Here is a 12,508-nt window from a genome sequence, read left to right as displayed (position 1 = left end):
GCCATACCCGCATCCGACGCGGTGAAGGGCGCTTTCCCCACACGAGATGCGGGGAAAGCGTCCTTCAGCCAAGTCAGGCCACCACGGCCAGGACGTCGATCTCCACCAGCAGTCCGGCGGGCAGGCCGACGTACACGGTGGTGCGGGCCGGGTGCGGGGCCTCGCCGATCAGCTTGTTGTAGGCCTCGTTGAACACACCGAAGTGGTCGACGTCGGTCAGGTACACCCGCACCATCAGCGCGTCGGCCAGGCTCGAACCGGCGGCCTCGAGCACCGCTTCGATGTTCTTGAAGGTCTGCTCGGTCTGCTCGCCGACGGTCTCGCCGACGATGGCGCCGGTGGCCGCGTCGAAGGCGACCTGGCCGGCCACCTGCAGGATGTTGCCCTTGCGGACCGCCTGCGAGAACGCGGCCACCGGCTTCGGCGCGTTCTCCGTGCTGATCGCGGTCTTGCTCATTCCAACTTCCCCTTTCGGTTCCCCGTCCATCCACTGTGGACGGAAGCTTCTTCGGCGGCGGCGACGAGTTCGGGTACGAGCCCCATCAGGCCGTCGTAGTCCAGCAGCACCTTCGGCACCGATATCGACGCGGCCGCCAGTACGACGCCACCCGGGCCGCGGACGGGCGCCGCGATGCAGTGGATGAAGTCCTCGTGCTCGGCGTTGTCCACCGCGTAGCCACGGTCGGCGACGAGCCCGAGCTCCTTCCCGTACGCCTCGGGCGTGGTGATCGTGTTCGGGGTGCGGACGAAGAAGTCGATCCTCGACACCACGTCCGCCTGCTTTTCCGGCGTCATCGCCGCGACAAGCACCTTGCCGACGGCGGTGCAGTGCAGCGGCGCGCGTTTCCCGATGCGCGAGTACATCCGCACCGAATGCCTGCCCTCGAACTTGTCGATGTAGACGACCTCGCCGTCCTCATAGGACGCCAGGTGGATGGTGTGCCCGGTGCGCGAGTTGAGCCCGGCGAGCGCCGACTGCGCGGTGCGCCGGACGTCGCGGTCTTCGAGCGCCTGCTGTGCGAGGTCGAAAAGCGCGCTGCCCAGCCGGTAGTACCGCTGCCCTTCCCGGCGCACGAAGTGATGCGACTCCAGGGTCCGGAGCAGGCGCAGCACGGTCGACTTGTGCACGCCGATCTCCTCGGCGAGCTGATCGAGGGTCTTCGGCTCACGGGCGAGCCCGCTCAGCAGTGTGAGCGCCCTGTCCAGGCTTTGACTCATGCCGCCTCCGCGGGAAGAAGTACGTCGGCGGGGCTCATCCGCTCACCAATCCCTTGTCCGTCAGCTTCGCTGCCGCCCATGCTGCCTCATCCGCCCCGAGGAGCGTTTCGACCACGGATTCGGGCAACGGCGTCCCCACATCGTCGTGGGTCAGCAGGGTCGCGGCGGCCTGCAGGTGGCCGCGCCGCAGCCGGGTCGCGGGGGCGTCGCCGCGCAGGGTGGCGGCCAGGAAGCCCGCCGCGAACGCGTCACCGGCGCCGACCGGCTCCACGACGTCGACCTGGAGCGCGGGCGCGAACAGGGGCGCCGTGTCACCGTCGATCAGCGTCACACCGCGTTCCCCGTGCTTGACGACCAGTGTCTTCGGCCCGGGCAGCGCGGCGCGCAGCCGCTCCGGGTCACCGGTCCCCCACACCCGCTCGGCCTCGTCTTCCCCGGCGAGCACGATGTCGGCACGAGCGGCCAGTTCGGCCAGCACCGAAGGATCGCGCCCGGTCCACAGCGCGGGCCGGAAGTTCACGTCGAACGACACCAGCGTCTCGCCGCGCGGCCGTTCCAGCAGGGCCCGCACCAGGTCGAGACAGCCGTCCGACAGCGCGGGCGTGATCCCGGACAGGTGGATGACGCGCACCCCGTCCAGATCGAGTTTCCCCAGTAGCCCGGCGTCCATTCCGGACGCGGCCGAACCCTTGCGGTAGTACCGCACCGGGCTGCCCTGAGCGCCGCTTTCCTTGATGTAAAGCCCGGTCGGCCGCGTCGGGTCGACCATGACCGCGCTGACGTCCACCCCCGCCGCCGCGATCTCGCGCACCAGCGCCCGGCCGAACGGATCGTCGCCGACGGCACTCACCCAGGCGCTGGCGAAACCCAGCGCCGGGAGATGGCAGGCGACGTTCGACTCGGCTCCGCCGATGGTCCGCACCCACTTCCGTACCTCGTCGGGCGGCCCGGATTCGGCCGGTACGAACAAGGCCATCGACTCCCCGATGCAAATAACGTCGGGCGCGCTTGTCACCTTCGCGTCTCCTAGTCGTCACGCCGTTGACCTCTAGCGGACCGGATGCTACACCTATCCCACGCAATATGCGCAACGTCCGTTGCAACATACGCAACCGAGGTGAACCTCATGTTCGAAGCCGGCACCATCGATTCCGCCGCGGTCGCGGCCGTCCGGGAAGAGCGCGTCGACTGGCGCTTCCGCTCGGTCGCGCCTTCGCTGTCCGGTCTGACGATCGGCGAAGCCGCCGCTCGCGGCGCGAAGCTGTTCGAGGACGGCTTCCTCGGCCCGTTCGTCGTGCTCGACGAAGAGGCCGTCGAACACAACCTGCGCACGATGGCGGACTGGTGCGCCACGCGTGGTGTCGCGCTGGCCCCGCACGGCAAGACGACGATGGCGCCGCAGCTGTTCGAGCGGCAGCTCGACCACGGCTCGTGGGGCATCACCTGCGCGAACGCCGGTCACCTGCGGATCTACCGGGCGTTCGGGGTCTCCCGGATCCTGCTGGCGAACCAGCTGCTCGACCCGTCGGGCCTGCGGTGGCTGGCCGCGGAGCTGGACGCCGACGACGACTTCGAGTTCGTCTGCTGGGTCGACTCGGTCCGCGGCGTCGAGCTGATGACCGAAGCCCTGCGCGGCGCCCGCCGGAAGGTGGACGTGCTCGTCGAACTCGGCGCCGAGGGCGGCCGCACCGGTGTCCGCGACACCGGCACCGCGCTCGCCGTCGCCGAAGCCGCGCACGCGAGCCCGGCCCTGCGGCTGCGCGGATCCGGCGGCTACGAGGGCGCGCTCTCCCACCACACCGACGAGAAGTCGCTCCAGCTGATCAGCTCCTATGTGGACGGTCTGCGGGAACTCGTCTTCGCCTTCCACGAAAAGGGCCTGCTCGACGACGCCGGTCAGATCATCGTCACCGGCGGCGGCAGCGCGTACTTCGACCGCGTCGCCGACGAGCTCACCAAGGACTGGGGCGGCCTGGCCGTCCTGCCGATCCTGCGCAGCGGCGCCTACGTGACCCACGACGACGGCTTCTACCGCGTGATCTCGCCGCTGGGCGAGCACCCGCGCATCGGCGGCGTCGCGTCGTTCCGTCCCGCGCTGCGCGCCTGGGCGCAGGTCACGTCGAAGCCGACGGACGAACTCGCGCTGCTCACCATCGGCAAACGGGACGCCTCCTTCGACGAAGGCATGCCCGAGCCGCGCCTGATCCGCAAGGGCGACGGAGCACCCTCCGCGCTCGAAGGCCATTCCATCCAGAAGATGAACGACCAGCACGCCTTCCTCACCCTGCCCGCGTCGTCCCCGGTCGAGGTCGGCGACTGGATCGCCCTCGGTCTGTCGCATCCGTGCACCGTGTTCGACAAGTGGCCCCTCATCCCGGTCGTCGGCCCCGACGGCGAGACCGTGCTCGATTTCGTCCGCACGCATTTCTGATCCGTCCTCCACTCCCCGCAGAGGAAGAATCATCATGGACATCGTTGTCCGCTCCGCACTGGTCGCCGACGGCACCGGGGATCCGCTCACCAGGCACGACGTGGGCATCTCGGGTGGCCGGATCGCCAGTGTCGCCGAACCCGGCTCGCTCGCGGGCCGCCGCACCATCGACGCCGAAGGACTCGTGCTCGCGCCCGGGTTCATCGACATGCACTCGCATTCCGACCTTCAGCTGCTCGCCAATCCGGATCACCTCGCGAAGCTCTCCCAGGGCGTCACGACCGAGGTGCTCGGGCAGGACGGGCTCTCCTACGCTCCCGTGAACGACGACGTCCTCGCGTCGCTGCGTCAGCAGCTCGCCGGGTGGAACGACGATCCGGCGGGCTTCGACTGGAACTGGCGCTCGGTCGGCGAATACCTCGACCGGCTCGACGCCGGGGTCGCGGTCAACGCGGCCTACCTGGTGCCGCAGGGCACCGTCCGCATGCTCACCGTCGGCTGGGAAGACCGGCCCGCGACCGAAGCCGAGATGAACGCGATGAAGGAACTCGTCGCGACCGGTCTCGCCGAGGGCGCGATGGGCATGTCGTCCGGGCTCACCTACACGCCGGGCATGTACGCGACCACCGAAGAACTCGTCGAGCTGTGCCGGGTGGTCGGCGAGAACGGCGGCTTCTACAGCCCGCACCACCGCAGCTACGGCAAGGGCGCGCTCGAAGCGTTCGGCGAGATGGTCGACGTCTCCCGCCGCTCCGGCTGCCCGCTGCACCTCGCGCACGCCACGATGAACTTCTCGGTGAACAAGGGCAAGGCGTCGAACCTGCTGGAGCTGCTCGACCAGGCCCTGGAAGACGGCTGCGACATCACCCTGGACACCTACCCCTACCTCCCCGGCGCCACGTATCTTTCCGCGCTGCTGCCGAGCTGGTCCACCGAAGGCGGTCTCGACGCCACGCTGGCGCGGCTGTCCGATGTGGACACCCGCGAGCGGATCCGGGCCGAGATCGAGGAGACCGGCTCCGACGGCGCGCACGGCGTGCCGATCGACTGGGAGGCCATCGAGATCAACGGCGTCCGCCGGGACGAGAATTCCCACCTCGTCGGGCATTCCGTCGCCGCTTCCGCGCAGCGCGCCGGGAAACCGGCCGCGGAGCTGTACTTCGACGTGCTGCTCTCGGAAAAGCTCGGCACGTCCTGCCTGATGCACGTCGGGCACGAGGAGAACGTCCAGGCGATCATGCGCCACCGCACGCACACCGGTGGCAGTGACGGGCTCCTCGTCGGCGCCCGGCCGCATCCCCGCGCCTGGGGTACGTTCCCGCGCTACCTCGCGCGCTACGTCCGCGAACTCGGCGTCCTCGACCTCGCCGAATGCGTCGCCCACCTCACCGGCCGCGCGGCGGAACGCCTGCGGCTGACCGACCGGGGTCTCGTCCGCGCCGGATACGCGGCCGACCTCGTGCTGTTCGACCCGGAAACCGTCGCCGACACCGCCACGTTCGACGAGCCGCGGCAGCAGGCCGCCGGTATCCCCTATGTCTTCGTCAACGGTGTCGCCGCCATCGACGATGGTCAACCGACCGGCGCCCTCGCCGGCCATTCACTGCGGAACCCCGGGAGTGCCCGATGATCGACTGGCTCCAACACACGACGGGAGGTCTCCTGACCCTCGCCGCCGTCTCGATCGCGGTCTTGCTGCTGCTCATCATCAAGGTCAAACTCGAGCCCTTCATCGCCTTGATCGTGGTCGGCCTGCTGACCGCGCTGGCCGCGGGCCTGCCGGTCGGGCAGATCGTCGGCTCCGCGCAAAAGGCGTCGGATTCCCTGCTGGAAAAGGGTTTCGGCGGGATCCTCGGGCATATCGCCGCGATCATCGGGCTCGGCACCATCCTCGGGTCTATTTTGGAGCGTTCCGGCGGGGCGAAGGTGCTCACCACCGCGTTGCTGCGGGCCATCGGTGAGAAGCGGGCCCCGTTGGCGATGGGTCTCGCGGGTTTCGTCTTCGGGATCCCGGTGTTCTTCGACATCGGCATCTTCGTACTGGCTCCGCTGGTCTACGTCGCCGCCAAACAGGGCGGCCGTTCGCTGGTGCTGTACGCGCTGCCGCTGCTCGCCGGTCTTTCGATCACGCACGCGTTCCTCCCGCCGCACCCCGGCCCGGTGGCCGCGGCGGGCCTGCTGCACGTGGAACTCGGCTGGATCATCCTGATGGGCCTGGTCTGCGGTATCCCGGCGTTCCTCATCGGCGGTGTCGCGTACTCGACGTGGATCGGCAAGCGCATCGACATCCCGGTCCCCGAGGAATTCGTGGTCGAGGAAGAAGGCGACAAGGAAGAGAACCCGCCTTCACTCGGCCTGGTGGCGGCGATCATCGCGGTCCCGCTGGTGCTGATCCTCGCCGGGACCTTCGGCAGCATCTGGCTTCCCAAGAACTCCGCGCTCGCCGGTGTCGCCGCGTTCATCGGCACCCCGGCGGTCGCGCTGACGATCTCGGTGCTGCTCGCCTCCTGGCTGCTGGGCCTGCGCCGGGGCTTGACGGGCAAGGACTTGAGTGAGCTTTCGGCGAAGTCGCTGCGCCCCGTCGCGATGATCCTGCTCGTGGTCGGCGCGGGCGCGTTCTTCGGCGCTGTGCTGGCCGCGACCGGTATCGGCAAGGCCGTCGCGGGCTCTCTCGACAACGCCGGTCTTCCGGTCATCCTGGCGGCTTACGTGATCAGTTGCGGTATGCGGATCGCACAGGGTTCGGCAACCGTCGCGATCGTCACCACGAGCGGCATCGTCGCGCCGACGGTGGCGACGCTGGGTTACTCGCAGATGCAGCTCGCGCTGCTGGTCGTCGCCATTTCGGCCGGGTCGATCATCGCCTCCCACGTCAACGACGGCGGTTTCTGGATCATCTCGCGGTACTTCAACATGACGGTGCCGCAGACCCTGAAAACCTGGACCGTCTTGGAAACCGTCCTTTCCGTTTCCGGTTTCGGCGTGGCAGCATTGCTCATGGCAGTGGTTTAAACCACCTGAAAGCTGGGAGAGATCACGATGACCGGACTCGATCGACGCACCTTCCTCGGCGCCGTCGGAGCGGCTGGACTCACCACCGTTCTCGGTTCCCACCTCGCGAACGCCTCCGAACAGACCTGCGGACCGAAGGGAACCGGGGCCATCTACGTCAGCAGCTACACCAGTTCCGGGCACGGGCTCGATGTCGCTCACCGGGACGCGGCCACGAACGCGCTCGCCGTCGACCGGACGATTCCGGGAGTCAGCAACGCTTCCTGGTTCGACATCAGCGCCGACCGCAAGACACTCTACGTGACCAACGAGGACGAGAACGGCCAGATCTCCGCGCTCAGCCTCACTGATCCGGCGAAACCCAAGCTGCTCAACAAGAAGTCGGCGAAGGGCAAGCACCCGACGCACCTGTGCGTCCACTCGAGCCAGAAGTACGTGCTGGCCGCGAACTACAGCAGCGGCAGCGTCGTCGTCCTCCCGATCCTCGCGGGCGGGAAACTCGGCGACGTCGTCGATCTGGCCCAGCACAAGGGCGCCGAACGGGACGCACACGCGCACCAGGTGGTCAACGACCCCACCGGCAAGTGGGTGCTTTCGGTCGACCTCGGCGCGGATTCGGTCTACGTCTACAAACTCGACGTCGCCACCGGGAAACTGAAGCTGAACCAGCAGCTGAAGCTCCCGTCGGGCGCAGGGCCGCGCCACCTCGCCTTCCACGGAGGCGGCAAGTACGCGTACATCCTCGGCGAGCTGCGGGCCGAGGTGACCATCGCGGCGTGGGACCCGGCCACCGGGAAACTCACCGCCGGACAGGTCGTCAAGGCCGTTCCGGCCGGCACGCCCGGCGAGCAGTACCCGGGCGAGATCACCACGTCGAAGGACGGCAGGTTCGTCTACGCGTCCGTGCGTGGTTCGGACACGATCGCGTCGTTCGGTGTCGGCGAGGACGGGAAGTCCTTGAAGCTGCTGAACAACGCGCCCGTCGGCGGCGTCTACCCGCGCCACCTCACCCTGGATCCGACCGAAAGCTGGTTCTACGTATCCAGCGACAAGTCCGGCACGCTGAGCTGGCTGCCGCGTGATCCCGCCACCGGTCTCCCGGGGGCAGTCGCCGGAAAACTGGCACTCCCCCAGGTCAATTCCGTCCTTTTCGCATAAGGAGAAAATTCCATGAGAACTCGCGTCCTCATCGCGGGCCTCGCGGCGGTCGGCCTCGTCGCGGGCTGCGCGCCGGCCCAGAACACCCCCGCCGCGGGCGGCGGCGACGAGAAGACCGGCACGGTCCGGGTCTGGCTGTTCGACGAAGCCAACCGCGCACCGAAGGAAGCCGCGGTCAAGGAGGCGATCGCCGAGTTCAAGACGGCGCACTCGGGCGTCGAGGTCGACGTCCAGTGGATCCCGGTCGAAGGCCGCGCCGACAAGTTTTCAGGCGCCTTCAACGACCCCGCGAGCGCGCCGGACGTCGCCGAGTTCGGCAACACCGACGTCTCCAGCTACGCCGCCACCGGCGCGCTGGCCGACCTGACCGGCGACCTCTCGTCGTGGAAGGAAGGGGCGGACATCCTCCCGGCGGTACTGGAGACCGCGAAGTCCGGCGGCAAGACCTACGGGCTTCCCTGGTTCACCGGCATCCGCGCGTTGTACTACCGCACGGACCTCTTCGCCGAACTCGGCCTCAAGCCGCCGACGACGCTGGCGGAACTGACCGAGACCGCGAAGACGATCCGCGCCAAGAAGACGGAGCTGTACGGCATCTCCGTCGGTGGCAAGTACACCTACGCGATGCTGCCGTTCCTGTGGGCACACGGCGGCGAGATCGCCAAGCAGGACGGCGACAAGTGGAAGTCCACTGTGGACTCCGAGCAGGCCAAGGCCGGCGTGACGGCGTACGCGAACCTGCTGAAGGCGGACATCTGCCCGCCCGAGCAGTGCGCCAACCTCACCGGGACGCAGAGCATCACGGCGTTCGCCGGTGGCAAGGCAGGCATGTCCATCGGCGGTGACTTCAACCGCAAGGCCGTCGAAGCGGGCCAGGTGAAGGGCAAGTACGCGATCATCCCGATCCCGGGTACCGAGGCGGGCAAGATCGCCCCGGCGTTCTCGGGCGGCAACCTGCTCGGCGTGTTCAACGCGACCAAGCGCAAGAGCCTCGCTGTCGAATTCACCGAGCTGCTCGGTGGCGCCAAGTACCAGGAGAAGATGTACGTCGCCATGGGCAACCTGCCCACGCTCGGCAGCGTCCAGCAGAAGCTCGCCGCGAGCGACCCGTCGGTCAAACCGTTCGTCGACACGCTCACCGCCGGCACGAAGTTCGTCCCCGCCACCGCGGCGTGGTCGAAGATCGACGCGCAGAACGTGCTGCCGACCGCGATCCAGCAGATCGCGACCGGCGGCAAGGACCCGGCGGCCGCACTGGCCACCGCGGCGGCCGAGATGAACAAGGCGTTCGGCTAACCCGGACCCCGCCCCACCGCCACCCTCAACGGACAGACTGCGTCTGACTGAGAGAATTATGACGAAAGAAGCCCCCCGCACCACGGCTCCGGCCGTCCCGGCACGGCGGTCGCCCCGTCGTCGCCGGGACGGGCGGGCCGCCCTGCTCTACCTGGCGCCCGGTGGCATCCTGCTGCTGGCGATGCTGGTGTACCCGATCTACCAGCTCGTCCTGATCTCGTTCTACGACTACGGCCAGCCTCAGGCCGTCGGCAACGCGCCCCTGGTGTTCCTGGGCTTCCAGAACTACACCGACCTGCTGGAGAACATCCAGTTCTGGGAGGTGCTGGCCAAGACGCTCGGCTTCACCGCGGTCTGCGTCGTCGGCAGCCTCGCCCTCGGGACGGGGCTCGCCGTCCTGGCGACGCGGGTCCGTGCCTGGGCGCGGGTCCCGCTGTTCCTGGCGGCGCTGGCCGCGTGGGCGACGCCGGCGATGGCGGGCTCGTACGTCTGGCTGTTCCTGTTCGACGCCGACTTCGGGCTGGTGAACGAGGTGCTTTCGGGCCTCGGGTTCACCGGGATGGCGAACCATTCCTGGACCTTCGACACCTACAGCACGTTCGGGCTGGTGGCCGCCGAGGTCATCTGGTGTTCGTTCCCCTTCGTCATGGTGACGATGTACGCCGGGCTCAAGGGCGTGCCGGAGGAGGTCATCGAGGCCGCGTACCTCGACGGCGCGTCGACCTGGCGCACCACGTGGTCGGTCACCCTGCCGATGGTGCGGCCACTGCTGACCATCGCCACCATCCAGTCGATCATCTGGGACTTCAAGATCTTCACCCAGATCTACGTGATGACCAACGGCGGCGGCGTGGCCGGGCGCAACCTCGTGCTCAACGTCTTCGCCTATCAACAGGCCTTCGCCGGACAGGAATACGGTCTCGGCGCGGCGCTCGGAGTCGTGATGACCTTGCTGCTGCTGTCCATCACCGGGGTGTACGTCCGGTCGCAACGCCGGAGCGCCGGATGGGTGTGATCACGGCTCCCGCCCGGCGCCCACGCCGGGTCAAGAAACCGGGCAGGCTGATCGCCGAGATCATCTGCGTGGTGATCGCGGGCATGGTCGCGTTCCCGGTTTACTGGATGGTGCTTTCGGCGTTCAAGCCCACCGGGCAGATCCAGTCGGAGAACCCCCGCCCCTGGACGCTGACACCGACGCTGGAGCACTTCGAACGCGTGCTCAGCGGCGAGGGCTTCGCGCTGTTCTTCCTGAACAGCGTGATCGTGGCCGTCGTGGTGGTGGCGTTGTCGCTGCTGCTGTCGTTCCTTTCGGCTGTCGCGCTGACCCGGTTCAACTTCAAGGGCAAGACCGTCCTGCTGGTGATGGTGCTGGTGGCGCAGATGGTGCCGGTCGAGGCGCTGACCATTCCGCTGTTCTTCCTGATGCGGTCGGTCGGCGACGTCGCGCCGGCGTTCGGCACCAACCACCTCGGCTCGCTGATCCTGGTGCACCTGGCGTTCAGCCTGCCGTTCGCGATCTGGATGCTGCGCGGGTTCGTCGCCGCGGTGCCGCAGGAACTGGAAGAGGCGTCGAAGATCGACGGGGCGAGCCGCATGCGGTTCACCTGGCAGATCCTCTTCCCGCTGGTGGCGCCCGGGCTGGTGGCGATCAGCGTACTGGCGTTCATCCACGCCTGGAACGACTTCCTGTTCGCCAAGACGTTCATCATCTCCAACACCGAGAACCAGACGCTCCCGCTGGCGATCCTGGTGTTCTTCAAACCGGAGGACACCGACTGGGGCGCGGTGATGGCGGGTTCGACCCTGATGACCATCCCGGTGCTGGTGTTCTTCATTCTCGTGCAACGACGACTCGTGTCCGTCATGGGCGGCGCGGTGAAGGGCTGACATGCCTGGCTTCGAAACTCTGCTCCCCCGTCCCGTCTCGGTGGAACCGCTGCCGGGACGGTGCGCGGTACCGTCCGAAGTGGACGTACGGATTGATGCCGGACTTCCCGCCGAGGGTTATCGGCTGGAAATCGACCCGGCCGGGGTGACCCTGCACGCCGCCGACGCGGCGGGCGAGTTCTACGGCCGTCAGACGCTCCGGCAGCTCATCGGGCCGGACGCCTTCCGGGCGACGTCGATCCACAGTGGACAGCGGACGATCCCGTGCGGCGTGGTCACCGATCACCCGCGGTTCGGCTGGCGCGGCTGCCTGCTCGACGTGGCGAGGAACTTCCGGACCAAGGCCGAGGTGCTGCGGTTCATCGACCTGCTCGCCGCGCACAAGCTCAACGTGCTCAACCTGCACCTGACCGACGACCAGGGCTGGCGGATCGAGATCGCCGAATTCCCTAAGCTGACCGAGGTCGGCGGCTGGCGGAAGTCGTCCATGGTCGGGCGGCACGACGGCCCGGAACGCGACGGGCGGCCGCACGGCGGGTTCTACACGGTCGGCGACCTCCGCGAGATCGTCGCGTACGCTGCCGCGCGTTCGGTGACTGTCGTCCCGGAGGTCGACGTCCCCGGGCACGCGCGGGCCGCGATCGCCGCCTATCCCGAACTCGGCCCGGAGACCGCCGAACCGTGGGAGGTGTGGACGAGCTGGGGCATCAGCACGTCGCTGCTGAACACGGAGAAGTCCACTGTGGACTTCTTCAAGCGCATCTTCGACCACGTGCTGGACATCTTCCCGTCCGAGGTCATCGCGCTCGGCGGTGACGAGGTGCCCGGTGCGACCGAGGAACACGGCTGGTTCGTGCGCGAGATCGCCCAGCACCTGGTCGAACGAGGACGTCGCCCGCTCGGCTGGGACGAGGTGCTCGAAGCGGGCGACCTGCCGCCGATGGTCATCGGCTCGTGGCAGAGCGAGGCGGCCGGTGCCCGCGCCGCGAAGGCGGGCCACGACGTCGTCATGTGCCCCGAGGACCGCGTGTACCTGGACCACCGGCAGTCCGACCACCCCGACGAGCCGATCCCCGTCGGCTACCTGCGGACGCTGGAGGACATCTACTCCTACGAGCCGGTGCCCGCGGATTTCCCGGCCGACAGGGCCATTCTCGGCACGCAGGCACAGGTTTGGGCGGAGCACCTGGACACCGTGCGGCGGGTCGACTACGCCGCTTTCCCGCGGCTGTCCGCGTTCGCCGAGGTCGCGTGGAGCGCTCCGGAAGGGCGGGACTACGCCGAGTTCCTGCCGCGGCTGCGGGATCACCACCTGCCGCGGCTGGACGCGCTGGGCGTCGAGTACCGGCCGCTGGACGGGCCGCACCCCTGGCAGACGCGGCCGGGAGTGCCCGGACGGCCTCGCTAGAAGTGTGTTGGTGCAAGGCAGATCGTGAGGGACGATTCGGGTTGTCGAGGGGTAAGGCAAACCTGGCGTGGTTGTGGACGGTGTCAGTGACTCTGCGC

The 12,508-nt window shown here is 68.3% G+C and carries 11 protein-coding genes; 8 read left to right on the top strand and 3 right to left on the bottom strand.

From position 1 onward, the window contains the following. Positions 1–73 precede the first annotated feature (73 nt). Genes ACFOSH_RS42960 through ACFOSH_RS42950 form a run of 3 tightly spaced genes read right to left on the bottom strand, consistent with a single transcriptional unit; the run spans position 74 to position 2,194 of the window. Entirely contained in the window at positions 74–457 is a 384-nt protein-coding gene (locus ACFOSH_RS42960) for a RidA family protein (protein WP_378247387.1), read from the bottom strand. After that, positions 454–1,218 carry an IclR family transcriptional regulator gene (locus tag ACFOSH_RS42955; protein WP_378247385.1) on the bottom strand — a complete coding sequence of 255 codons (765 nt, stop codon included), beginning with the start codon at positions 1,216–1,218 and terminating at the stop codon, positions 454–456. The genes ACFOSH_RS42960 and ACFOSH_RS42955 overlap by 4 nt, the downstream gene beginning before the upstream one ends. Before the next feature lie 34 nt (positions 1,219–1,252). Beyond that, entirely contained in the window at positions 1,253–2,194 is a 942-nt protein-coding gene (locus tag ACFOSH_RS42950; RefSeq protein WP_378247383.1) for a sugar kinase, read from the bottom strand. Between the two features lie 150 nt (positions 2,195–2,344). Between ACFOSH_RS42950 and ACFOSH_RS42945 the strand changes: the two genes are divergently transcribed. From ACFOSH_RS42945 to ACFOSH_RS42910, 8 genes are read left to right on the top strand one after another with little or no spacing between them, the layout of a single operon-like run. Next, a complete protein-coding gene (locus tag ACFOSH_RS42945; protein WP_378247381.1) occupies positions 2,345–3,649 on the top strand; it encodes an amino acid deaminase in 1,305 nt (434 codons plus the stop codon). A gap of 34 nt (positions 3,650–3,683) precedes the next feature. Next, positions 3,684–5,279, top strand: coding sequence for an N-acyl-D-amino-acid deacylase family protein (locus tag ACFOSH_RS42940; RefSeq protein ID WP_378247379.1), 1,596 nt, complete (start codon positions 3,684–3,686; stop codon positions 5,277–5,279). Then, complete coding sequence (locus ACFOSH_RS42935; RefSeq protein WP_378247377.1) at positions 5,276–6,661, top strand: GntP family permease; 1,386 nt, start codon at positions 5,276–5,278, stop codon at positions 6,659–6,661. Before ACFOSH_RS42940 ends, ACFOSH_RS42935 begins: the two co-directional genes overlap by 4 nt. A gap of 27 nt (positions 6,662–6,688) precedes the next feature. Continuing rightward, positions 6,689–7,819, top strand: coding sequence for a lactonase family protein (locus tag ACFOSH_RS42930; RefSeq protein WP_378247375.1), 1,131 nt, complete (start codon positions 6,689–6,691; stop codon positions 7,817–7,819). A gap of 12 nt (positions 7,820–7,831) precedes the next feature. Then, positions 7,832–9,115 (top strand): extracellular solute-binding protein, encoded by a 1,284-nt coding sequence (locus tag ACFOSH_RS42925; protein WP_378247373.1) that lies wholly within the window; start codon positions 7,832–7,834, stop codon positions 9,113–9,115. A 55-nt stretch (positions 9,116–9,170) separates the two neighbouring features. Then, positions 9,171–10,130 carry a carbohydrate ABC transporter permease gene (locus ACFOSH_RS42920; RefSeq protein ID WP_378247438.1) on the top strand — a complete coding sequence of 320 codons (960 nt, stop codon included), beginning with the start codon at positions 9,171–9,173 and terminating at the stop codon, positions 10,128–10,130. Next, positions 10,121–11,002 (top strand): carbohydrate ABC transporter permease, encoded by an 882-nt coding sequence (locus ACFOSH_RS42915; RefSeq protein ID WP_378247371.1) that lies wholly within the window; start codon positions 10,121–10,123, stop codon positions 11,000–11,002. The genes ACFOSH_RS42920 and ACFOSH_RS42915 overlap by 10 nt, the downstream gene beginning before the upstream one ends. Position 11,003: 1 nt before the next feature. Beyond that, positions 11,004–12,410, top strand: coding sequence for a beta-N-acetylhexosaminidase (locus ACFOSH_RS42910; RefSeq protein ID WP_378247369.1), 1,407 nt, complete (start codon positions 11,004–11,006; stop codon positions 12,408–12,410). Positions 12,411–12,508: the final 98 nt, after the last annotated feature.

The sequence above is a fragment of the Amycolatopsis speibonae genome, from assembly GCF_042647925.1.
Lineage (GTDB): Bacteria > Actinomycetota > Actinomycetes > Mycobacteriales > Pseudonocardiaceae > Amycolatopsis > Amycolatopsis speibonae.
Note: the sequence above shows the minus strand (reverse complement) of the source record. Positions and strands in the feature narration are given on the sequence as shown.

Bases quoted from the DNA above. Each gene is read 5' to 3' on its own strand.
- ACFOSH_RS42960 (WP_378247387.1), bottom strand. From the start codon at position 457: ATGAGCAAGACCGCGATCAGCACGGAGAACGCGCCGAAGCCGGTGGCC.
- ACFOSH_RS42955 (WP_378247385.1), bottom strand. From the start codon at position 1,218: ATGAGTCAAAGCCTGGACAGGGCGCTCACACTGCTGAGCGGGCTCGCC.
- ACFOSH_RS42950 (WP_378247383.1), bottom strand. From the start codon at position 2,194: ATGGCCTTGTTCGTACCGGCCGAATCCGGGCCGCCCGACGAGGTACGG.
- ACFOSH_RS42945 (WP_378247381.1), top strand. From the start codon at position 2,345: ATGTTCGAAGCCGGCACCATCGATTCCGCCGCGGTCGCGGCCGTCCGG.
- ACFOSH_RS42940 (WP_378247379.1), top strand. From the start codon at position 3,684: ATGGACATCGTTGTCCGCTCCGCACTGGTCGCCGACGGCACCGGGGAT.
- ACFOSH_RS42935 (WP_378247377.1), top strand. From the start codon at position 5,276: ATGATCGACTGGCTCCAACACACGACGGGAGGTCTCCTGACCCTCGCC.
- ACFOSH_RS42930 (WP_378247375.1), top strand. From the start codon at position 6,689: ATGACCGGACTCGATCGACGCACCTTCCTCGGCGCCGTCGGAGCGGCT.
- ACFOSH_RS42925 (WP_378247373.1), top strand. From the start codon at position 7,832: ATGAGAACTCGCGTCCTCATCGCGGGCCTCGCGGCGGTCGGCCTCGTC.
- ACFOSH_RS42915 (WP_378247371.1), top strand. From the start codon at position 10,121: ATGGGTGTGATCACGGCTCCCGCCCGGCGCCCACGCCGGGTCAAGAAA.
- ACFOSH_RS42910 (WP_378247369.1), top strand. From the start codon at position 11,004: ATGCCTGGCTTCGAAACTCTGCTCCCCCGTCCCGTCTCGGTGGAACCG.